Raw genomic sequence first — 22797 nt, 5'->3', positions numbered from 1 at the left:
TACTCTTTGAATTAGTCAGCGGGAGGGAAGTCGTGATAGTTGCGTGGCAGATAGCCCCAGATGCGCGCGACCTGGTCCCGCACATCGAAATCGAAGCCGATGCGTTGCAGTTCCGGCACGATCCACACGCCATGGTCGATGATTTTCTTTGGCAGCAGCATGGCCACGTGTTCTTCCGAGGTCAGGCCGATGTCGAACCATTCCACGCCCATGAAGGGAAAAGGCGGGTGGTAATCCCATTCCGTATCCCAGCGCGAGACGTAGCCGGACACGGAACCATAGCGGTACGACGGCACCCAGTCGGTCCGCCCGCGCATGAAGGCCAGCAGCTCGTTCCACTTGCAGTCGTTGGCGGCCCCCGCCAGGTTGCGCCGCGCGATGTGGCCGCGCAGCTTGCGCTTGATGTCGTCGCCGCCGGCGTCGGCCAGCGGCAGGCCAGCCATTACCTCGCCACCGGCTTGACTTTCGACGCGGCCAGCACGGCGCGCGCGCGGGCCGTGTCGATATCGTCGGCCGTGGCCAGGGCCACACCCATGCGGCGGCGGGCGAACGATTCGGGCTTGCCGAACAGGCGCAAGTCGGCGCCCGGCACGCTCAAGGCGTCGGCCACGCCTTCGAAGGCGATGCCTTTCGCTTCCAGCTGGCCGTAGATGACGGCCGAGGCGCCGGGCGAACGCAGCGCCACGTTGACGGGCAGGCCCAGGATGGCTTTCGCGTGCAGCTCGAATTCGCTCTGCACCTGGCTGGCCATGGTGACCATGCCCGTGTCGTGCGGACGGGGGCTCACTTCCGAGAACCACACCATGTCGCCCTTGACGAACAGTTCCACGCCGAACAGGCCCAGGCCGCCCAAGTTATCCGTCACCTTGCGGGCGATCTCGCGCGAACGCTCCAGGGCCAGCGGCGCCATGCGGGCCGGCTGCCACGATTCCACGTAATCGCCCTGCACCTGCAAGTGGCCAATCGGTTCGCAAAACTGCGTCTCGATCTGTCCCGACGCGCCCACAGCACGCACCGTCAGCAGGGTGATTTCATAATCGAAGTCGATGAAGCCTTCGACGATCACGCGCCCCGTGTCGACCCGGCCGCCGCTAGCCGCATACGCCCACGCCGTTTCCACATCGGCACCGCTATCGAGCTTGGACTGGCCCTTGCCCGACGAGGACATCACAGGCTTTACCACGCACGGGAAGCCGATTTCCTGGCACGCCAGCTGCAACTCTTGCAGGCTGCTGGCGAAGCGGTACGGCGACGTGGCCACGCCCAGCGTTTCGGCGGCCAAGGTGCGGATGCCTTCGCGGTTCATCGTCAGCACGGCCGCGCGCGCGTTCGGGATGCAGGTGATTTGCCCGGCCGCTTCCAGCGCCGCCAGGGTCTCCGTGGCGATGGCTTCGATTTCCGGCACGATCAGATCCGGCTTTTCCAGGTCGATCAGCGCGGCCAGCGCCACGCCATCGCTCATGTCGATCACGTGCGAGCGGTGCGCCACGGGGTGGCCCGGTGCGTTCGGATAGCGGTCGACGGCGATCACTTCCACGCCCAGGCGCTGCAGCGAAATGATCACTTCCTTGCCCAGTTCGCCCGAGCCCAGCAGCATGACCTTGATGGCGGTGGAAGACAGCGGTGTGCCGAAGGTGCGGGGCGCGATGGTGCTGCTGGTGATGGTGCTAGTGGTCATGGCAGGGTCTGTGGCGGAAGGAAAGATGGCTGGGACTATAACAAATGCCGGCCATCTTGGACAGGGCGCGCCGCTGGCGTGCGGCCGCCCCTCTCCGCCCAGCGGGCCGCACTAACCAGCGTACGACCGCTTGATCTCGTCGATGTCGATCTTTTTCATGCCCATCATGGCTTTCATCACCCGCCCGGCCTTGACGGGGTCGGGGTCGGTCAACAGGCGGATCATGAGGGTGGGCACGATTTGCCAGGACACGCCGAACTGGTCCTTGAGCCAGCCGCATTGCTGCGCTTCCGGCGGCCCGCCCTGAGACAGCTGCTTCCAGTAGTGGTCGACCTCGTCCTGGGTTTCGCAATTGACCTGGAACGAGATGGCCTCGGAAAACTGGAACAGGGGGCCGCCATTCAAGCCCGTAAACGTCTGGCCATCGAGTTCGAAGGCCACCGTCAGTACGCTGCCGGGCTCCTGGCCGTGGATTTCCCTGCCTTCCTCGCCATAGCGCAGGATCTGGCCGACCTTTGAATTGGGAAATATTTCCGTATAAAACCGGGCCGCCGCCTCGGCGTTGCCGTTGAACCATAAACATGGGGTAATCTTTTGTACGCTGTGCATGATGTCTCCCTAGTCCGAAACAGGAACGCCTTCCCGCTGGGGAAGGACAGCCTCCAATATAGTCACTATTGCACCGCCCTGGCGCGCAATGCGGCCAAGGCGCGGGCATCAGCCGCCAAAATTATGATCCTGTAACTGTTCCACCATGAAATCAATAAACACGCGCAAGCGCGGCGGCAGGTGGCGGCTGGCCGGCCACAGCAGCCAGAAGGCAGTATGCGCCTGCGTATGCTCGTCCAGCAGCGAGACCAGTTGCCCGGCCGCCAACTCGCGCTGCACGGCAAAAGCAGGCAGGTAGGCGATGCCCTGCCCCTGCACGGCCAGGAAGACGCGCATTTCCACGCTGTTGCAGACCATGCCGGGCGCCGGCTGGGCTGCCTCGTCCAGCAACGGCCACTGTTCCAGGCGGCCCGTAGCGGGAAAACGGTAGTCCAGGCGCCGGTGCCGCAGCAGCGCGGCGCCATCGGCGGGCCGGCCATGGCGCGCCAGATAGGCGGGCGACGCCACCAGCAGGCGGCGGAATGTGCATAGTTTGCGCCGCATCAAGCTTGAATCGGCCAAGTCACCCGTGCGCACGGCCGCGTCAAAGCCATCGCTGACGATATTGACCATGGCGTCGGAGAAATCGAGGTCGAGTTCGATGGCGGGATAGGCTTGCATGAAGGCGCCGATGGCCGGCTCGAACAGGCCGCTGTAGCGTGGCAGGCTGATGCGCAGGCGGCCGCTGGGCCCGCTGCTGGCCTCGCTCAATTCCCGCTCGGCCGCTGCCACCTCCGCGAGGATGCGCTTGCAGCGCTGCAGGAATTTTTCCCCTTCCGCCGTCAGCGCCAGGTGCCGCGTGCTGCGCTGGAACAGGCGCGCGCCCAGCCGCGCTTCCATGCGCGCCACGCTCTTGCCCACGGCCGACGACGACAATCCCAGCAGCCGGCCCGTGGCCGAGAAACTGCCGCTGTCGGCCACCTGCACGAACATGGCGATGCCACCCAAGCTATCCATGCAATTTCCCATTGAAGACATTTGTGTCCGATATGTTCGTCAGTTTAGCCCATTTTTCTTCAATGATGGGCGCGCCATACTCGCCGCTCCTTCTTTCCGAGCCGATCCCATGTCCTTATCCTCACCTCGTTCACTCCCCCTGCAAGTGCTGGCCGCCTGCCTGACGGGCTTGCTGATTCCCCTTTGCTTCACGGGCCCGGCCGTGGCACTGCCCGCCCTCGGCGCCGAATTGCACGGCAGCGCCGCCGCCCTGAACTGGGTCATCAATGCGTATATCCTCAGCTATGGCAGCGCCATGATGGTGGCGGGCAGCCTGACGGACGTGCTGGGACGGCGCCGCGTCTGGCTGGCGGGGCTGGCGCTATTTTGCGTGGCGACCCTGGCCATCGCCATCGCGCCCTCGGTGGCGTGGATCGCCGCGCTGCGCTTCGTGCAGGGCCTCGGTGGCGCGGCCGCGTTCGCCGCCGCCATGTCCTCGCTGGCGCCCCTGTTCCACGGCGCGGCGCGCAACCGCGTGATGAGCGTGCTCGGCACCACCTTTGGCCTGGGCCTGGCCTTCGGCCCGCTGGCGGCCGGCGCCATGCTGGCGCTGGCCCGCTGGCCCGCCATCTTTTACGCCACGGCCGCGCTGGGCGCCATCGGCATACTGCTGGTCTGGGGCAGCGTGCCGGCCGATCCGCCGCGCGGCAAGGGCCGGCTGGACTGGCCTGGTGCCCTCAGCTTCAGCGCCGCGCTGGCCCTGTTGACCTTGGGCATGCTGCTGGTGCCCGAACACGGCTGGCGCAGCGGGGCCGTGCTGCTGCCCGTCGCCGCGTCCGTGCTGCTGTTTTGGCTTTTTATCGCGGTCGAACGCAGGACGGCGCAGCCCCTGCTGGATTTATCGCTGTTCCGCCAGCGCCGCTTTATCGCGGTGCAAGTGCTGGCCGCCTCGCCCGCTTTCCTGTTCATCGTGCTGATCGTCATGCTGCCGGGGCGCTTCATCGGTATCGACAATATGTCCGCGCTGGCGGCGGGCCGTTTGATGATCGCCCTGGCCGCGCCGCTGCTGCTCGTGCCCATGCTGGCGGCGCTGCTGTTGCGCTGGGTCAAGGCCGGCACCGTGTGCGCGGCGGGTCTGCTGCTGGCAGCGGTGGGCCTGGCCTGGCTGGCGCAGGTGCTGGGCCATGGCACCGCCGCATCTCTGGCCGGACCGCTGCTGCTGATCGGCGCGGGCATCGGCTTGCCTTGGGGCTTGATGGACGGCATGGCCCTGAACGTGGTGGAAACAGAGCGGGCCGGCATGGCGACGGGCATCTTCAATACGGTGCGCATCAGCGCCGATGGGGTGGCGCTGGCCCTGGCGGGCGCCGTGCTGGCCGGCCTGATCGGTGCAGCCCTGGCGCGCCAGCTGCCCGCCGGTCTGCCCGTGCTGGCGGCTGCCAGCCGCGCCGCGCTCGGTGATATCCAGCAAGCAACACAGCTTCTGGGCGGCCACGAAGCGCTGCTGCGCGCCAGTTATGACGCCGCCTTCCGCCTGCTGCTGAATGGCTTGGCGGGGCTGGCCGTGGCGCTGGCGGCGCTGGTGCCGTATTTGCTCAGGAGGGAAGAAAAGCGCCTAACAAAACCGTAGCGAGCGGAAGGTAGAGGTGGTCGAGAAGCGCAACCGTACTAGAGTACGGTGAGCATCGCAGGCCGCCTATACCGACGCGCAGTAGGTTTTGGAAGGTGCTTTAGGCGTCCAGGCCGTAAAAAACGGCTACGAGGACGGCGATGTTATTGCAGGCGCGGGAAAATGTCGTTGTCGCATAGGCAACAGCCACGCCGGGAGCACGGTAGCGCAGGTAGACAAAGCTGAACATGGCGCCCGAACCCAGTGCGACGATGGCGTGCAGCAAGCCGCCGCTGATGAAATGCACGATGGCCCACAGGATGGCGCCGATGAAAATGCTCAGCTGGCGGCTGGCGCCCAGGCGCTTGAGGATTTCCAGCGGCAGCAGCTGGCCGAGGAAGGTTTCCAGGATGGGAGAATAGATGACGACCCAGAACACCAGCAGGGGCAGCGACATTTCGTGCTTGAACTTGGCCAGGCCCGTGTGCGCGCCCCAGTACGCGGGCGGCAACAACCATTTGGTGAGGAATAGGATGGCAAAGCACAGCATACAGGTGAGCAAGCCCCAACCGAGGCCGGCAAGGGCCAGCTGCAGCACGGGCGGCGCCGCTGGGTCGTCGTCCGGGCTGGATAGATCGTGGCTGCTGCGCACTTGCATGAGAAGTCCTGGCGGTGATCCAGCTCTCATTGTAGCGCGTAATATGGCGCATGGCGCGCCGCGCTGCTGCCCTATCGGCCTCAGGCCGCCAGGCGCAGGGGAGCGTTGGCCGGCTGGGCCAGTTTGAAAATCCCCACTTCCTGTTCCAGCTGCGCCGCCTGCTGCTGCAGTTCGTGCGCGGCGGCCGCCGCCTGCTCCACCAGGGCCGCGTTTTGCTGGGTGACGCGGTCCATGTCGACGATGGCGCGGTTGACTTGCTCGATACCGGCGCCCTGCTCCTGCGTGGCATGGCTGATCTCGGCCATGATACCCGTCACCCTGCCGATGCCGGCCACCACCTCATGCATGGTGGCGCCCGCCTGCTCGACGAGCACCGTGCCCGTGCCCACCTTGCTGACGGAATCGTCGATCAGGGTCTTGATTTCGCGCGCGGCGGCGGCGGAACGCTGTGCCAGGCTGCGCACCTCGGTGGCGACCACGGCGAAGCCGCGCCCCTGCTCACCGGCGCGCGCCGCCTCCACGGCCGCGTTCAAGGCCAGGATGTTGGTCTGGAAGGCGATGCTGTCGATCACGCCGATGATGTCGACGATCTTGTTCGACGAGGCATTGATCAGGCCCATGGTGTGCACCACTTCGGCCACCGCCTTGCCGCCCTGCTCCGACACCTTCGACGCTTCGCGCGCCAAATGGTTCGCCTGCTGCGCGTTGTCCGCATTCTGGCGCACGGTGGAAATCAGCTCTTCCATCGACGAGGCCACTTCTTCCAGCGAACCGGCCTGCTGCTCCGTGCGCTGAGACAAATCGCGATTGCCCGAAGCGATCTCGGTCGAGGCCGTGGCGATGCTTTCCGTACCGTGGCGCACCTTGCCGACGATGGCGGCGAGGTTATCGCGCATGGTCTTGATGGCATACAGCAGGCTGCTGTCGTCGCCATCGCGCGTGTGCACGTCGATGGCCAGTTCGCCCAGCGCGATGCGCCCGGCGATCGAGGCCGCATACGCGGGTTCGCCGCCCAGCTGGCGCAGCAATCCCCGCGTGATGATGGTGGCGACCGCAATGCAAATGAGCACGCTGAGCGCGGCCAGCACGCCGATCCAGCGCAGCGACTGCCCGTAGATGGCGCGCGCGGCCACGCTGGCCTGCTCCGATTCGCGCTGCACGTTTTTCAGGACCGCATCGATGTCGGCGACGATCTGGCGCCGCAACGGGCTGCATTCCTCGACGAGGAAGGTGCCGTACTGCTCCATCTGTCCCGTGGCGCGGAACTGGCGCGGACGTTGCAATTCCTGCGCCATGGTTTTCAGGCCTGTGCTGATTTTCTCGAATTGCGCATCGCCGGCAAACTTTGGCGCCAGCCGGGCCAGCGCCTCCAGGTACAGCGCCTTCTGGCTGTCGAGGATGGCCAGCTCTTTTTCAGCGGCGGCCTGGTCCTGGAAGATATAGGCGTTGCGGGCGGCCATGCCCGTTTGGTCGAGCGCTTCGCGCGCCACGTACAGGGGGTCGAGTTTTTCCAGTTGGACTTTTTCTTGCGCCTCCATGGCGCCGGAGATGGCGGCTATGCGCAGCAGCGCGAAGGCTGCCAGCACCAGCATGAGTACCACCAGCAGTCCGAAGCCTGCGCTCAGGCGCGCGCCTATCGTCAAACGATTGAATGACATCATTGTTGTTATTGCCCTGTAATAAAGTTGATTGTTGCCGGCTCCGCTAGAGCCGGCGATCTGCTCGCCGTCGTGTTGCCTTTCCTGCATGGAGCAGGATGGGTTTCTAACTGGCGTTTTTTGGGCAGTCAGCTTCTAATGTCGGGCAATGCAGGCGTGTGGAAGACACCCCACGCCATACAACAGCACACTGAATTATAAGCGAACAGCGTTATGGATGATTCCACGCGCTCACTTTTAATGCTTTGATGCAAGTCAAGGAGCGTCGATGACGGCCATGGTGATGCGCGAAATGCAGCACAGTTTGCCGTCCTCGTCGACGATGCGGATTTCCCAGACCTGGCTGCTGCGGCCCCGGTGGATCGGCGTGGCGCGCCCCGTCACGTGGCCGCCGCGCACGCCGCGCACGTGGTTGGCGTTGATTTCCTGCCCCACACTGACATGGCGGCGATGATCCAGGCAGGCATTCGCAGCCATGCTGCCCAGGGTTTCGGCCAGCAAAACGGAAGCGCCGCCATGCAGCAGCTTGAACGGCTGCATGGTGCGGTGGTCGACGGGCATGGTCGCCTCGATCCAGTCGGGGCCGAAGGCCGTGAAGACGATGCCCAGGTGGCGCATGGCCGTGCCCTCGCTGGCGGCGTTGAGCGTGGCCAGGTCGAGCGGTGCGTGCCAGATTTCCATGATGACCTCGGATATGTGTAGAGAAAAAACCATTGTAGGGCAGCCGGCGCGCACGCGCTGCTTCATCGTTCCTTCACCGTGGCACGGGGTGGCACGGACATTAACTGGTTATAATTGCCCCATTCTTAAAAAAACGAGGTTGTGTATGAAGTGGGCCTTGCTGGGCATTTTTGTGTTTTCTGTTTTACATATTCATTTCCGTGGCAAGGTACGCCTGCCGTTTCGCCGCCAGATCTTCGATCACTCCTCGTTCATGGCGCCGCTGAACCTGTTCATGCACACCTTTTCCAAGGTGCCGGCCACGCCATATCTTTCCGTCGATCAATTTCCGGAACTGGCGCCGCTGCAGCAGAACTGGCATATCATCCGCGATGAAGCGCTGCGCATGCAGGAAATGAAAAAGATCAAGGCAGCGGAAAAGAACAATGACGTGGGTTTCAACTCCTTCTTCAAATATGGCTGGAAGCGTTTCTACCTGAAATGGTATGACGCGAATCACCCGTCGGCGCAGCAGATGTGCCCGCAAACCTATGCGCTGCTGCAATCGATTCCGTCGATCAAGGCGGCCATGTTCGCGGAACTGCCGCAAGGCGGCAAACTCAACCCGCACCGTGACCCGTTCGCCGGTTCCCTGCGCTACCACCTGGGCTTGCAGACGCCGAACGACGACCGCTGCTTCATCGACGTCGATGGCGAACGCCACAGCTGGCGCGACGGCCAGGCCGTGATGTTCGATGAAACGTATATCCACTGGGCCCGCAACGATGCCGACAGCGACCGCATCATCCTGTTCTGCGACATCGAGCGCCCGATGCGCTACCGCTGGGCGCAAGGCTTGAACCGCTGGCTGGGCCGCACCCTGATGACGGCCGCCGCCTCGCCCAACGAACTGGGCGACCAGGTGGGCGGCGTGAGTAAACTGTTCCAGATTTCCTGGACCATGGGCCAGTACCGCCGCCGCTTCAAGGCGTGGAACAAGACGGCCTACCAGCTCACCCGCGTGGCGTTGGTGGTCGGCATCATTGCGCTGATCTATTTTATCTAGACGCCTGCCGCGTGCATTGCCACGGAATAAAACCGCCTTCGGGCGGTTTTTTGCGTTTCTGGTATCTGGAAAAAATGCATAGCCTGCTATGCTTATCGAAATTATGATAGCATGCTATATTGTTTCAACCGGGAGAGTCCCATGATCGACTTTCAGAAAAAGCAGTCCGCCGGCCATATGACCAGCCGGGCTGCGCGCCTGTTTGCCAGGGTTATCGAGCGCAAGCTCAAGCTGATCGGCATGGCACCGGGCCAGTTGCCCGTGTTTTACGAACTGGCGAATGGCGCGCAGCTGACACAGAAAGCATTGACGATCGCCGCTGCCGTCGAGCAGCCAACCATGGCAGCCACCCTGGCACGCATGGAACGTGACGGCCTGGTCAGCCGCCAACCCGATCCCAGCGATGGACGCAGCAGCCTGTTCGGCCTTACCCCGGCCGCATTGCAGCAGTCGCCCCTGATCAAGGAAGCGATCCATGCCGGCAACCGCGAAGCCCTTGCCGGTTTCAGCGCCGAGGAAGAACGCGCCTTGCTGGCCATGCTCAGCCGCATCATCGCCAATCTCGACAGCAAGACCACGACGCCAAACTCGGGCTGAGCGTCCCGCCAGCGGGCGTGCGCGGGGATGGCGTCGATCGCAGCAGGTTCGTATCTTGCCGGCACAGCCATTCCACGCCCGCCCTGCCTGCCTGCACGCTCTCGCGCTTGTCCGGCAAGAACGCCGAGACTTGGTTATTCAGCATCACCGGACGGCGCCTGGCCGCCCGGCCTACAATAAAAAGGAATTCCTGTGAACCCTACCAGTTCATCCACACCTGCAACGCCGAGTCAAACTGCGTCGCCGCTACGCTACCTGCCAGCCGTGCTGCTGGTTTTGTCCGGCCTCTTCCTCGCCATCGGCGGAGCGTATCTCGCGTACCTGGGCGGCAGTTGGTTTTACCTGCCGATGGGCATCGCCACGTTCGCCTCTGGCGTACTCGTCTGGCGTAGCAAGCCGGCCGGCGCCCTGCTGTTCGGCGCCGCCTTTATCGTTGCCCTGATCTGGGCCCCCATCGACGCGGGCTGGAACTTCTGGCCTCTGGTGTCGCGCCTGTTTGTCTTCGGCGTGCTGGCCCTGCTTGTCGCCCTCGCCTATCCTGGCCTGCGCCGTGCCACCGGTGTGCCGGCTGGCAAAGCCGCCTTCGCTCTGGCGGGACTGATCGCCATCTGCCTGGCCATCACGGGCGTCAATTTCTTCTTGCCCAAGTCCGTCATCGAAGCCGATGTTGTGGCGGGCGTCATACCCGTCGCCCCGGGCGCGGAACAAAAAAACTGGCTGCACTGGGGTAATACCACGGCAGGCAACCGCTTCGCCGCCCTGGACCAGATCAACAAGGGCAACGTCAGCCAGCTGAAGCTGGCCTGGACGGCGCACACGGGCGACATCCCGCAAAGCACTGGTTCCGGCGCGGAAGACCAGAACACGCCATTGCAAGTGGGCGATACCCTGTACGTCTGTACGGCCTACGGCAAGGTCGTGGCGCTGGACGCCGATACGGGCGCCCAGCGCTGGAAATACGATCCGAAAGGCTCAGCGCCAAACTGGCAACGCTGCCGCGGCCTGGGCTACCATGATGCGTCCGCCGCGCAATCGCTGTCGGCCAACGCCGCCAGCGACGCCGCCCCGGCTGCCTGCAGCAAGCGCATCTTGCTGCCGACCATCGATGCGCGCCTGATCGCGCTCGACACGGCAACGGGTGAGCCTTGCGCCGATTTTGGCGAGCGTGGCATCGTCGACCTGAAAGTGGGCATGGGCGAAGTCAAGCCCGGCTACTACCAACAGACTTCGACGCCACTGATCGCGGGCGACCTGGTCGTCGTCGGCGGCCGCGTGGCCGATAATTTCTCCACCGGCGAGCCGCCGGGCGTGGTGCGCGCGTTTAACGTGCGCAGCGGCGAACTGGTGTGGGCCTGGGATCCGGGCAACGCCGCCATCACAAAACTGCCACCACAAGGCCAGACTTACACGCGCGGCACGCCCAACGTGTGGTCGGCCATGTCGTATGACGCCCAGCTGGACACCATCTACCTGCCGACCGGTAATGCGACGCCCGACTTCTTCGGCGGCACGCGCACGGCCCTGGACGACAAATACAGCTCGTCCATCGTCGCCGTCAACGCCAAAACGGGCCAGGTGCGCTGGACCTTCCAGACCACCCACCACGACCTGTGGGATTTCGACTTGCCGGCCCAGCCCCTGCTGTATGACATTCCTGACGGCAAAGGCGGCACCCTGCCCGCGCTGGCGCAAGTGACGAAACAAGGCGAAATCTTCCTCATCAACCGCGTGACGGGCCAGCCCATCGCCCCCGTGGAAGAACGTCCCGTACCGCAAGGCAACGTGCCCGGCGAGCGCTATTCACCCACGCAGCCGTTCTCGGTCGGCATGCCGTCGATCGGCAACGCCACCTTGCACGAGTCCGACATGTGGGGCGGCACGGTGTTTGACCAATTGCTGTGCCGCATCGAATTCAAGGGCATGCGCCACGAAGGCGTCTACACGCCGCCAGGCCTGGACCGTTCGCTGCAGTTCCCGGGTTCGCTGGGCGGCATGAACTGGGGCAGCGTCTCCGTCGACCCGACCACCAACTACATGTTTGTCAACGACATGCGTTTGGGCCTGGCCAACTACATGATCCCGCGCGCTGCTATTCCCAAGGGTGCCAGCGGCATCGAAATGGGCGTCGTGCCGCAGGAAGGCACGCCGTTCGGCGCCATGCGCGAACGTTTCCTGTCGAAAGCGGGCATTCCGTGCCAGAAACCGCCGTTCGGCACCATGTCGGCCATCGACCTGAAAACCCGCAAGCTGGTATGGCAAGTACCGGTCGGCACAGTGCAGGATACGGGTCCGATGGGCATCCGCATGAAAATGCCGATTCCCATCGGCATGCCGACCCTGGGTGCGTCGATGTCGACGCAATCGGGCCTGCTGTTCTTCGCCGGCACGCAAGACTTCTACCTGCGCGCCTTTGACAGCGCCACCGGCAAGGAAATCTGGAAGCAGCGCCTGCCCGTGGGCAGCCAGTCCGGCCCGATGACGTATATCTCGCCGAAAACGGGCAAGCAATACATCGTCGTCAGCGCCGGCGGTGCGCGCCAGTCGCCGGACCGCGGCGACTACGTGCTTGCTTACGCCCTGCCCGACAAGAAATAAGCGCCAGCGCCATCACCTGTAGAAAACCGCCTTCGGGCGGTTTTTTTTATAATGCGATGCCACTCACCAGAAAAAAAGTTGAAAGATGACCCAACGCGACCGCCAGTACGATATCCAGATCGCCGACGACGCCTGGATCGAATACATCGACATCGCAGGCCGCTACGACCAGGCCACCGACATCGATGCCTTGCTCGATGGGCTATGGCCGCTGATCTGCCGCCTGGAAACGCATTGCGTGGCCGGCTGCTGTGGCATGGATGCCTACGATTTCACGCGCGAAGGTGTCGCTACGGCGCTGCGGGAACTGGATCGCGCGCACATGCATGCCGCTTGCGTCGCGGCCAAGGCTGCCGTAGCGGCGGTGGCCAGCGATGTATTGACGAGCGCCTCGATGAATCACTTTGCCGATAAACGCGTGTTCCTGCAATTGCTCGGGCATCTGGACGAGTGCATCGTCGCAGCGGATCGCGCAGGGGCTTGACCTTGCCAAGGCGGGAAGGTCCAAGGTAACGGTATTCAAGGAACTCAAGGAGAATCCCGCATGCCAAAAATCACCGTCCTGCCCCATCCCGAGCTGGCTCCCGACGGCGCCGTGTTCGACGCGCCGGAGAACATGAGCATTTGCGATGCATTGCAGCACAACAAAATAGATATAGAACATGCCTGCGGCCAGGTGGGCGCCTGTTCCACCTGCCACGTGGTCGTGCTGCAGGGTTTCGACTCGCTCAACGAGCTGGGCGACAATGAAGAAGACATGCTCGACCAGGCTTGGGGTTTGCAGCCCCACTCGCGCCTGTCGTGCCAGGCACGCCTTGCGCAGGAAGACCTGACGGTGGAGCTGCCCAAGTACACCATCAACCACGCCAAGGAATAGTCCCCGGCGTGCTTGCCTGGCGGCCTGCTTACCTGACCATGCTTACCACATGATCACGCGCTGCTCGGGCGGCAGATACATCGGGTCGCCCGGCTTGATGCCGAACGCTTCATAGAAGCCGGGCTGGTTTTTGACCGTGCCCTTGGCGCGAAATTCGCCCGGCGAATGCGGGTCGCTCTTGATCTGCGCGATGGCCGCCTCGGGACGCAGTTTGGCGCGCCACTTCTGCGCAAAGCCGATGTACAGGCGCTGTTCACCCGTCAAGCCATCGATGACGGGCGATGGCTTGCCGTGCAAGGAACGCTGGTACGCCTTGTAAGTGATCGACAGGCCGGAATTGTCGCCGATGTTTTCACCCAGGGTCAGTTCGCCATTGATGTGATAGCCAGGTACTGGGCTGTAGGCGCCATATTGTTTGACCAGCCCGGCGGCCAGCGCCTTGAAGGCCGTGCGGTCCTCTGCCGTCCACCAGTTGCGCAGACGGCCCTTGGCATCATATTGGCTGCCGGAATCGTCGAAGGCATGGCTGATTTCATGACCGAAGGTGATGCCCAGCAAGCCATAATTGACGGCATCTTCCGCTTTCACGTTGAAGAATGGCGGCTGCAAGATGGCGGCCGGGATCGTGATGGCATTCAGGGCCGGACTGTAGCTGGCGTTGACGGTTTGCGGCGTCATCGACCATTCGTCGCGGTCGACCGGTTTGCCCAGCTTGCCCAGGTTTTGCTGGCGACTCCAGGCGCGCGCGGCGCGCACGTTGGCGATCAGGTCATTCGGCCGCGTCTGCATGCTGCTGTAGTCGCGCCAGGTATCCGGGTAGGCGATCTTCGGCTTCAAGGCTGCCAGCTTGAGCTGGGCTTCCTTCTTGGTTTCCGGGCCCATCCAGTCGAGCTGCTCGATGCCATCCTTGAACGAGGCGACGAAATTGTCGAACATGGCCATCACGCGCGGCTTTGTTTCCGGCGGCAGATACATGTCCACGTAGCGCTTGCCGACGGCGTCGCTGATGGCGTTATCCGTGAAGCGCAGCGCCAGTTGCCACTGCGGTTCGCTTTGCGGCACGCCGCGCAGCACCGTGCCGTCGAAGGCGAAGCGCTCCTTGACGGTAGCGCCGTCCAGGTAGGAAGCATAGCTTTCGATGATGCGCCAGTTCAGATAGCTCTTCCACGATGCCAGCGGCACGGCGGCCACGGTCTCGGAAAACCCTGTCATGAAGCTGGGCTGGCGCACCACGGCCGAGGTTTCCTTTTTCGCCAGGCCAGCGGCGGCAAAGTAGGCGTTCCAGTCGAAGGCCGGCGCCAGTGCGCTGAATTTGTCGAAATCGACGCGGTTGTACGATTTGACGGGGTCGCGCATCTGCACGCGCGTCCACTGCACTGCCGCCAAACGCGTTTCGATGTCGAGAATTTGCGCCGCGTGCTCGGCAGCGGCCTTGTCACCGCTCATGGCCAGCATGGTTTCGATATGCTTGAGGTACTTGGCGCGCACGGCTTGCAGCTTGGCGTCGTCCTCCTTCAGGTAATAATCGCGGTCAGGCAAGCCCAGGCCGGACTGGCTGATGTTGACCGTGTAGCGCTCCGGGTCTTGCGCATCGGGCGCCACATAGGCGGAAAACGGCGTCGCAACGCCATTGCCCTGCAGGTAGGCGAACAGCGCCGGCAAGTCCTTCTTGTCCTTGACGGCGGCGACGCGGGCCAGTTCGGCGCGCAGGGGCTTGAAGCCGGCCGCATTGCGCGCCTTGTCATTCATGAAACTCGTGTACAGGTCGGCGATCTTGTGCGCTTCGCTGCCGGGCTTGCCGGGGTTCTTGACGGTAGCATCGATCAGGCCGCGCAACTGGCCCTGGGCGATTTCGCGCAATTCGATATACGTGCCCCAGACGGATTTGTCGGCCGGGATATCCGTATTGCGGGTCCAGACGCCGTTGACGTAGCCGTAGAAATCATCCCGGGGGCTCACTGCCGGATCCAGGGTTTTCAGGTCGATGCCGGAGACGGGCGCGGTAGCATTGGTAGCTTGGGCGTACAGCGACGGCGAAGACAAGGCGAGCAAGGCGCAGCAGGCGGCGCTGATGAGTGAACGTTTCACGAAGATTCCTTTAATTGTTTTAACTTCATGTTGGGGAACATGCTGTGTCCAGGCATGCGAGGCCGGATTATAGTCCGCCAGCCTGCCGCGCAACAATGACAGTTGAACAATCCCGGAGATCAGCGGATCAGCAGATCAAACAGATCCAGGCCTTTTTTATCCTGATTTTTCAGCAGGTCTGCAAGCGAACCCGGCGTTGGCCCGCCATCGCCGGCCGCGTGATTGAAATAATTAAAATCGAGCTTGATCTTGTCTTCCAGGTCGCTCGCATAATTGGCCGGATATTGCGACTGTTCCAGCTGCGGCAATGTATTGAAATGCGCCAGCACCGACTTGAAGAAACTGGTCATCTTGCCGGTGGTATTGTATTCCTGCATGGCTTGCGCCACGACCTGGGTGCGCCAGGCCTCTTCTTCCTGATACGCCTGCGTAAAGGCGGCGCGCCGCTCGTTGATGGTGAATGTGCCGCTGTCATCGTTCGAAATGGTGGACAATTGCTCGCGCGACAAGCCCGCAAACGGATTGGGGCCCTTCCTGTCGACAAACGCCGTCGCGGCGGCGGCCGACTTTGCCGCGGCCGCGTCATTTGGTTGCGGCACCTGTTTGGCGGCCGCTGCCTTGTGTTCGGCGTCCAGCGGATACAGGATGTCAGTGGTATTGTCATTCACCCACGCGCCCAGCGTGGCGTGGTCGTAGCCCCGGATGGTGGCGCTGGTGGCCGTCGAGGCCGCCGACAGACGCCCGGCCAGGGTCGAGATCACGACCTCGTCGGCCACGGCGCCAGCGCCGGCCGGCGCCTGCTGGGCGGCAACCTTGTCCGCTGACGTCTTGCTCCCTTCCGCGGCAGACAGTGCCCCAGATCGTATACCTGCCGTGCTGATGTTCATCATCACCGTCCCATACAGTCAAATATTACTATTTAAGTAAATATTACTATAGCACTATAAGTGACCGTACTTGACCAAGGCAATGCCAGGGGATCCGCCTCGGCTATGCCGTCACTTCACCGGCTCGAACGTCACCGTCAGCCCGTTGCCCGTCGTCCTGATCTGCGTCGGCACGAATTGCACGCCCGCATAGCGCAATTCGTCGGGCTTGAAGGTGTAGATCGGCGTTTCATGCATGAGCTGGTCGGCCACCAGGCTGGCCACCTTGGCGAACTGGCGTTGCTGCGACTCGTCCATGCCCTCGATGCTGACCTTGTCCACGCTCGCTTCGCTCAGGTAGACGGCATTGCGCTGGGCGTCGAGCACCAGGCGGCCTGACATCGCCAGGCTACCGCGCCAGCTCTGGCGTATGAACGGTGGCAAGACGCTGGCGTCCACGCTGAGGGCGACTCTTTCGCGCTCGGGCTGCAGCGACAACTGCGGATGCGTCAGCTTGACGTCCAGCACGGACAGCACACGCTTGTCGATGGGAAAGCGGCGCTCCAGGCCTTGCTGCATCTTGCTCAGCGACACATTCACGTCGCGCGGACCGATCAGGGTGGAACACGAGGCCAGCATGGTGCACGCAAAAGCGGCGATGGCGGCGGTTTTCAGCAAGGGACGGATGGCGGTCACATTCATGGATAGTCTCGGTGGAAAGATGGCGCCATCTTACACATGCGCCTGCTTCAACACAAACGGCGCCCGGCTTGCGGCGGGCGCCGTTTTTTACGTCAACGTCTTATTAATGCACGAACAGGGCGATCAGTATGACGATGGGCAATGGGATGCCCAGCAGCAGCAAGAGGATGGAACGCATGGCAGTCTCCTAAATTGAAATGGATGATTTAAATGGTCACGTGGCGCAGCACGCGTTCATGGTCGCGCTGGCGGCCGCCGAACGTTGCCGCCAGGCTGGCGACGAACGCACCGAGCAGCAAGGCGACGAACATCCACAGGGCCGTGTGGGCGCCGGCTTTGCGAGCCGTGTCGGCCGCTTGTTGTGCTTTCGCCTTCGCATCGGCGGCGGCCTTGGCGGCGCGGGCGTAGACGGCGTCGACCCGCGCTTCCGCTTCAGCCTGCGTCAAGCCCGTGCGGCTGGCCACGACCTGGCCCAGGTAGGCGCGGTCATCGGCTGCCAGGCTGCCCGTGGACAGGCTTGTTGCGAAGATCTTGCCGATTTCCACGCGCTGGTCGGCGAGCGTGCCACCCGCCTCGGGCGCTGGTGCAGCGCGCAGCAGCATGTCCGAGAAATAATCGAGCGGATTGGCGCTGCCCTCGCCCGCCTTCGCACCCGCCGCACCGGCCCCCGCCGCTGCGGCCGGGGACACTGCCGCCGCCACGCCGCTGCCCGCATCGATGGCGCCGCTGAGCACGGCGCGCGTGCCGCCGGCCAGCACGGCCACGGTGACCAGGGTGGCCACGGCCCAGGCCAGCAAGCCGTGCGCCGTATCGCGGAAATGCACCTCATCCGTGTGGATGGAACTCCATTTCACGCGCAGACGGCCCGCCAGGTAGCCGCCGATGCCGGACGCGGCCAGCTGCATGAAGGCCAGCCAGGCGATGGTCGACACGCCGATGGCCGTGGCATTGAACGACCACGGCGACACGGACGACAGGCCCAGGCCCACGCCGAGGATCAGCAGGATAAAGGACAAGGCGGCCGCCGCGGCGGCACCCGCCAGCACGGCGCCCCAGGACACGCCCGGATTGTTCAGGTCCGACGCGGACAGTTGTGTAGCTTGCATGAAATTCTCCCTGTTGACTTGATTAAGTTGCTGAGAGAAGCATGCCGCGCCGGCGCCGCCGCGTATGTGCGACGCCATACACAATCTTGGTTTTTAATACACCTACTTATTTACCTGCCTACTTGATGCCGTGATGCCCCATCAGGTCGTACAGGGTGGGCCGGCTCACGCCCAGCAGTTCAGCTGCCTTGGCGATATTGCCGTCGGCCCGCGCCAGCGCGCGCACCATCACCTTGTATTCGGCCGCTTCGCGGGCCTGGCGCAGGTTGATGGCCTCGTCCACGGGCGCCGCCTGGGCGCTGGCGGGCAAACCCAGGTCGTCGGCGGCGATCTGCGGCCCGTCGCTCATGATGACAGCGCGCCTGATGCAGTTTTCCACCTCGCGCACATTACCGGGCCAGCCATAGCTTTCGATCAGCTGCAGCGCGCCGGCGCTGAAATGCAGGTTGCTGCGTCCTTCGCTGGCGCAGAACTTGTTCTTGAAATGGTGGGCCAGCAAAGCCGCATCCCCGGCCCGCTCGCGCAGGGGCGGAATGCGCAAGACGATTTCGCTGAGGCGGTAAAACAGGTCTTCGCGGAAACGTCCCTGCTCCGCCAGCATCTTCAAGTCCTGGTGCGTGGCGCAGACGATGCGCACGTCGACGGCGATCTCGGTGCGCCCGCCCACCCTTTCGATGACTCTTTCCTGCAGGAAGCGAAGCAGTTTTGCCTGCAAGGCCATCGGCATGTCGCCGACCTCGTCGAGAAAGAAAGTGCCGCCGTGGGCCAGTTCGATCTTGCCCAGGGTTTGCCGCGCCGCGCCCGTAAATGCCCCCCGCTCATAGCCGAAGAGCTCGCTTTCCAGCAGGTTTTCGGGAATCGCCGCGCAATTGATGGCGACGAATCGCTGTGCTTGACGGCTCGACAGCGCATGCAAGCCCCGCGCAATCAGCTCCTTGCCGCTGCCCGAGTCGCCCAGCAGCATCACGCTGGCCGACGAGGGCGCCACTTTTTCCACGCTGCGGCACAGTTTCAGCATGCCGGGGTCGCGGCTGACGATGCCCGCCAAGGGCGAGTCCGCCTGCGTCTGCAGCATGCGGCGGTTTTCCTGCTGCATCGCGTGCAAATAAAACGCGCGGGCGATGACCAGGCCCAGCATGTCGGCCTCGAACGGCTTCTGGTGGAAATCGTAGGCGCCCAGGGCAATCGCTTTCAAGGCATGCGCGCGCTCCTGGTTGCCCGATAGAATGATGACTTTCGTGTCCGGCGCCAGCGCGAGGATCTGCTGCAGGGTGGCCAGCCCTTCCGTGGCACCGTCCGGGTCGGGCGGCAAGCCCAGGTCCATCGTCACCACGGCCGGCTGGTGGCGCCGCACCAGCGCCAGCGCCGTTTCGCGCTCGCCCGCCAGCAAGACGTCATAGCCGTCAAAACTCCAGTGCAGCTGCTTTTGCAGGCCGGGATCGTCTTCGATGACCAGCAGTTTTTGTTTGCCCATGGCACTCCCTTGCTATGCCGCATGCAGCGGCAGGATCACGCGAAACGTCGTGCCCACTTGCGGCTCGCTGCGCACTTCCAGGCTGCCGCCCACTTCGCGCAGGTATTCGCGGCTTTCGAACACGCCGATGCCCATGCCCGCCGTCTTGGTCGTGTCGAACGGCTTGAACAGGCGCTCGCGGATGAATTGCTCGCTCATGCCCTGCCCCGTATCGTCGAGTTCGACCACGGCCGTATGCTGTACGCGCCGCAGCCGCACGTCCACCGTGCCGTCGCTGGCCGTCGCCTCGATGGCGTTCTGGATCAAATGACCGAGCACTCTTTCCAGGCGTGCGCGGTTGGCCAGTACCGTCAGCTCGCCATCGACGATTTCCAGCCGGGGCGCGGGCGCCAGGCTGGCCTTGGCGGCCACGGCCTGGCGCAGCAAGCCGTCGAGCTGCAGCGGCGCCGGCGCTTCCGGCGCCTCGCCGCGCGCGAGCTTTTGCAGCAAGGTCTTCATTTTCTGCACGGAATGCTCTAACGTACCCAGCATGTCTTCCTGGAACGCGGGATTGGCGCGGTGCTTTTCCGCATTGCTCAATAAAAGGGATAATTGAAACACCAGGTTTTTGAGGTCATGCACGATAAAAGTGGACATGCGGTTGAACGAATCGAACTGGCGCGCCACCGTCAGGGTGTCGAGCGATTCGCGGTGCGCCAGGTAGCTGGCGGCCTGGCTGCCGGCAATTTTCAGCACATCGCGGATTTCCCAGTTCAGGCCGATACGCGTGCGGGGCCGCGCCAGCGCGACAAAGGCGAACAACTGGCCATGCAGCATCAGCGGCACCAGCAGCCACACGTCGGGCAGCGCCAGCAGCGCGGGCGGCAACTGCAAGCCGCCGTACTGGAGCGGGTTGTGCTGGCAGTCGGGCACGTCGATCACCCATAGTCTTGCCTCCAGGAATTGGCACAGGGGCCCGGACGCGGGCTCGCTCCATGTACTCGGTGGCCAGTTCCAGCTGGCGGCCGGGACAAACTGCCCCTGCTCGCGCAAGATCCACAGCGCGCCGGCGCGGCTTTCCACCAGCTGCGCCATGGCCTGTATCGTGCGTTCGCCCAGAGCCGGGCCATCTTCTGACAAGGCCCGCGTAAAACGCAGCCATTCTTCACGGTAATCGAAGATGGCATTGTAAAAATGTTTATTGATGCTGACCTTGAGCTTGGCGCGCAAGCTGCCGGAAAACAGCACGCCCGCCAGCAGCAAGGCCGCCCCGCCCAGGTAAGCCATCTGCATCAAGGAACCCCAGGTGCCGCCGAAATAGCGCAAATAATAAGCGCTGGCCGCCATGGCCAGCAGATAGATCGCCGAGCCCAGCAAGGCGGCCGAGCGGTACAGCATCTGGCGCGAGACGGACAGGCCCAGCGCCCAGCCCGGATTGCGCGCCGCCGAAACGGCCAGCAGCGGCGCGCACAGGGCGTCGACGATGCCGCGCGCGGCCCAGATGTCGTCGTTGATCGCGCGAAACAGCAAGGCATCGCTGTACAGATAAAAATCGTAGGCGAACAAGCCGCCCACGCCCAGGCAGGCGAACTTGATGCCCCAGCGTTTCAGGGGCGGCGTATTGCGGTACCACTGTTCCACCAGCAGCATGCCCAGCACGGCCAGCAGCAAACGGCTGACGCTGGCGATGATGCGCGCTGGCAAAGGCAGCGCCAGCCACGACGAGGCCAGTGCTGACAACGCGGGCGCCAGCGCCGTGAGGACGATGCCGGCCAGCAGCAGGCGCAAGCGGGGCCGCGACGGTTCGAGCAGCAGCAGCAAGAAGATCAGCCAGGCCAGTGTGCGCAGCAGTTCCAGCGCATCGCCGGCCAGCGCGATGCGCTGCCCCAGCAGCACCAGCACCACTGTGCCCGTGGCCCAGCCGCCCGTCGCCAGGCACGCCACCAGCAAGGCGCGCACATTTTGCCGCGCACGCCAGTTGCTGATGAGCAGCAGCGCCAGCACGAAGAAGGCCAGCGACGCCAAGCCATGGCTGAGCGCCGCCGCGTCGGCCGCCGCCAGCCAGGCCGACTGTTCCCGCATCATCGGCTGCCCTTGCCAAACAGCACCACCTGCACCGTGTCGAGCAGGATCAGCAAGTCGAGGAACAGGCTGTTATTTTTCACATAATACAAATCGTATTGCAGCTTCTTGACGGCATCGTCGACGGAGGCGCCATACTGGTAGCGCACTTGCGCCAGGCCCGTGATGCCCGGCTTGATGCTGTGACGGATGTTGTAGTACGGCACCTGCTGCTTGAGTTGCTCGACAAAATAGGCGCGCTCGGGGCGCGGCCCCACAAAACTCATTTCGCCGCGAAACACATTGAGCATCTGCGGCAGCTCGTCGATGCGCAGCTTGCGAATGACATTACCCACGCGCGTGATGCGCGCATCGTTGGTCTGCGCCCAGATGGGCTTGCCGTCGCGCTCGGCATCGCAGCGCATGCTGCGAAATTTCAGCACATTGAAGGGCAAGCCGTCGCGCCCCACCCGCTCTTGCTGGTAAAACACGGGCCCGCCGTCTTCCAGGCGGATGCACATGGCCGTCGCCAGCATCACGGGCAGCGCGGCCAGGCAGATGATGCTGCTGGCCGCCAGGTCGAACAAACGCTTCGAGGCGGCGCGAAAAAAACTCTGGTCGAAGCCGCCGCCATAGATCAGATAGCTCGGTTGCAAGGAATCGATGCGGATCTGGCACGCTTCGCGCTCGAAAAACGTGGCCGCGTCGATCACCCTGACGCCGCCCAGCGCGCATTCCAATAGTTGCTTGGCAGGAAACGCACCATTGCGCCGGTCGCTGACGGACACGACGATCTCATGCGCCGCATGGCGCTGGGCCATGGCCAGCAGCGACGGTTCGGCCGGCAACAAGGCAGAGGCCGGTACGCAGCATTGCTCTCCCGCCACATCAATGCAGCCGACGACCGTAAACTGGTGGAAACCGATCTTGCTCGCTGCCAAGTCCATGCACTCGCGCGCCAGCGCCCCGCCGCCCACCAGGATCAGCCGGCCTTCCATCAGCGCCGATTGCGAGGATTTGAACACCACCAGGCGCGCCAGCAGCACGCCGATGGCACCCAGGCCGAAGATCAGCACGCTGCCGCGCCCGAAATGCAAGGACGGGACGAAGCGGATCAAGACGCTGAGCACGGCAAAGCCCAGCGCGAACGACGGCAGGATGCGCAATAGCGTGTTGCGGATGTCTTCGCGCGAGCGGTGCTGGTACATGCCCAGCGCGCTCATGCTCAGCACGATGACCAGCGCAAAGATGGTGGACGACAGGTAAATCTCGCCCACGCGCAGCACGCGGCTGCCGTCCGCCAGCCACAGCATTGAGGTCAGGGTGGCCGACAGCAGCAGGATCAGGATTTCCAGCAACAGCAGAATAAATGCTGTTTTCGAGACATAATGGCTGAAGATGCGGATCATGGTTCCTCCTGCGGCTGTCTTGCCATGATGGCGGACTGTTCCGCGAAGACATTGATGCGCCACAAGCTACGGCCCCAGCTATCTTTCGCTGGCATAATTTATCTCAACACATTACCGAATGAGGGGAAAT

Annotated in this window: 20 protein-coding genes; 6 read left to right on the top strand and 14 right to left on the bottom strand. The window is 63.5% G+C overall.

Features of this window, described 5'->3' with window-relative positions:
* Nucleotides 1-11 precede the first annotated feature (11 nt).
* The 4 genes from CNX70_RS15085 to CNX70_RS15070 all read right to left on the bottom strand — a co-directional run bounded on the left by CNX70_RS15085 (nt 12) and on the right by CNX70_RS15070 (nt 3283).
* The gene (locus tag CNX70_RS15085) at nt 12-443 is read right to left on the bottom strand and encodes a DUF6678 family protein (RefSeq protein ID WP_096235352.1); all 432 of its coding nucleotides are present in this window, start codon (nt 441-443) and stop codon (nt 12-14) included.
* Nucleotides 443-1678 carry a formate-dependent phosphoribosylglycinamide formyltransferase gene (gene purT, locus CNX70_RS15080; protein WP_096235351.1) on the bottom strand — a complete coding sequence of 412 codons (1236 nt, stop codon included), beginning with the start codon at nt 1676-1678 and terminating at the stop codon, nt 443-445. The genes CNX70_RS15085 and purT overlap by 1 nt, the downstream gene beginning before the upstream one ends.
* 111 nt (nt 1679-1789) lie before the next feature.
* Nucleotides 1790-2287, bottom strand: coding sequence for a VOC family protein (locus tag CNX70_RS15075; protein ID WP_096235350.1), 498 nt, complete (start codon nt 2285-2287; stop codon nt 1790-1792).
* A 108-nt stretch (nt 2288-2395) separates the two neighbouring features.
* Complete coding sequence (locus CNX70_RS15070; RefSeq protein WP_096235349.1) at nt 2396-3283, bottom strand: LysR family transcriptional regulator; 888 nt, start codon at nt 3281-3283, stop codon at nt 2396-2398.
* A 109-nt stretch (nt 3284-3392) separates the two neighbouring features.
* Between CNX70_RS15070 and CNX70_RS15065 the strand changes: the two genes are divergently transcribed.
* Complete coding sequence (locus CNX70_RS15065) at nt 3393-4892, top strand: MFS transporter (RefSeq protein WP_096235348.1); 1500 nt, start codon at nt 3393-3395, stop codon at nt 4890-4892.
* A 100-nt stretch (nt 4893-4992) separates the two neighbouring features.
* On the opposite strand, the gene CNX70_RS15060 is transcribed toward CNX70_RS15065, so the two are convergent.
* The 3 genes from CNX70_RS15060 to CNX70_RS15050 all read right to left on the bottom strand — a co-directional run bounded on the left by CNX70_RS15060 (nt 4993) and on the right by CNX70_RS15050 (nt 7868).
* Nucleotides 4993-5529, bottom strand: a complete 537-nt coding sequence (locus tag CNX70_RS15060; RefSeq protein WP_096235347.1) for a CPBP family glutamic-type intramembrane protease — start codon at nt 5527-5529, stop codon at nt 4993-4995.
* 80 nt (nt 5530-5609) lie between these two features.
* Entirely contained in the window at nt 5610-7190 is a 1581-nt protein-coding gene (locus CNX70_RS15055) for a methyl-accepting chemotaxis protein (protein ID WP_096235346.1), read from the bottom strand.
* Nucleotides 7191-7442: 252 nt separating this feature from the next.
* Entirely contained in the window at nt 7443-7868 is a 426-nt protein-coding gene (locus tag CNX70_RS15050) for a hotdog fold thioesterase (RefSeq protein WP_096235345.1), read from the bottom strand.
* Between the two features lie 145 nt (nt 7869-8013).
* On the opposite strand from CNX70_RS15050, the gene lpxO reads away from it, so the two are divergent.
* The 5 genes from lpxO (at nt 8014) to fdx (ending at nt 12982) form a co-directional block, all read left to right on the top strand.
* Nucleotides 8014-8913 (top strand): lipid A hydroxylase LpxO, encoded by a 900-nt coding sequence (lpxO, locus tag CNX70_RS15045; protein ID WP_096235344.1) that lies wholly within the window; start codon nt 8014-8016, stop codon nt 8911-8913.
* A 141-nt stretch (nt 8914-9054) separates the two neighbouring features.
* Complete coding sequence (locus CNX70_RS15040) at nt 9055-9510, top strand: MarR family winged helix-turn-helix transcriptional regulator (RefSeq protein WP_096235343.1); 456 nt, start codon at nt 9055-9057, stop codon at nt 9508-9510.
* 255 nt (nt 9511-9765) lie between these two features.
* Nucleotides 9766-12105 (top strand): glucose/quinate/shikimate family membrane-bound PQQ-dependent dehydrogenase, encoded by a 2340-nt coding sequence (locus tag CNX70_RS15035; protein WP_208624566.1) that lies wholly within the window; start codon nt 9766-9768, stop codon nt 12103-12105.
* 85 nt (nt 12106-12190) lie between these two features.
* Nucleotides 12191-12589 (top strand): DUF6331 family protein, encoded by a 399-nt coding sequence (locus CNX70_RS15030; protein ID WP_096235342.1) that lies wholly within the window; start codon nt 12191-12193, stop codon nt 12587-12589.
* Nucleotides 12590-12649: 60 nt separating this feature from the next.
* Complete coding sequence (gene fdx, locus CNX70_RS15025; RefSeq protein WP_096235341.1) at nt 12650-12982, top strand: ISC system 2Fe-2S type ferredoxin; 333 nt, start codon at nt 12650-12652, stop codon at nt 12980-12982.
* A gap of 42 nt (nt 12983-13024) precedes the next feature.
* Here fdx and CNX70_RS15020 read toward each other — a convergent pair whose 3' ends face one another.
* From CNX70_RS15020 to CNX70_RS14990, 7 genes are all read right to left on the bottom strand, one after another.
* Entirely contained in the window at nt 13025-15070 is a 2046-nt protein-coding gene (locus CNX70_RS15020; RefSeq protein WP_096235340.1) for a M13 family metallopeptidase, read from the bottom strand.
* A gap of 119 nt (nt 15071-15189) precedes the next feature.
* Nucleotides 15190-15960, bottom strand: coding sequence for a hypothetical protein (locus CNX70_RS15015; protein WP_096235339.1), 771 nt, complete (start codon nt 15958-15960; stop codon nt 15190-15192).
* A 108-nt stretch (nt 15961-16068) separates the two neighbouring features.
* Complete coding sequence (locus CNX70_RS15010) at nt 16069-16638, bottom strand: DUF1439 domain-containing protein (protein WP_096235338.1); 570 nt, start codon at nt 16636-16638, stop codon at nt 16069-16071.
* Between the two features lie 206 nt (nt 16639-16844).
* Nucleotides 16845-17744, bottom strand: a complete 900-nt coding sequence (locus CNX70_RS15005; RefSeq protein ID WP_096235337.1) for a hypothetical protein — start codon at nt 17742-17744, stop codon at nt 16845-16847.
* Nucleotides 17745-17862: 118 nt separating this feature from the next.
* Entirely contained in the window at nt 17863-19218 is a 1356-nt protein-coding gene (gene prsR, locus CNX70_RS15000) for a PEP-CTERM-box response regulator transcription factor (RefSeq protein ID WP_096235336.1), read from the bottom strand.
* Nucleotides 19219-19230: 12 nt separating this feature from the next.
* Nucleotides 19231-21282 (bottom strand): XrtA/PEP-CTERM system histidine kinase PrsK, encoded by a 2052-nt coding sequence (gene prsK, locus CNX70_RS14995; protein ID WP_096235335.1) that lies wholly within the window; start codon nt 21280-21282, stop codon nt 19231-19233.
* A complete protein-coding gene (locus tag CNX70_RS14990) occupies nt 21279-22667 on the bottom strand; it encodes a TIGR03013 family XrtA/PEP-CTERM system glycosyltransferase (protein ID WP_096235334.1) in 1389 nt (462 codons plus the stop codon). Before CNX70_RS14990 ends, prsK begins: the two co-directional genes overlap by 4 nt.
* Nucleotides 22668-22797: the final 130 nt, after the last annotated feature.

Source organism: Janthinobacterium svalbardense (genome assembly GCF_002327145.1).
GTDB lineage: Bacteria > Pseudomonadota > Gammaproteobacteria > Burkholderiales > Burkholderiaceae_D > Janthinobacterium > Janthinobacterium tructae.
Note: the sequence above shows the minus strand (reverse complement) of the source record. Positions and strands in the feature narration are given on the sequence as shown.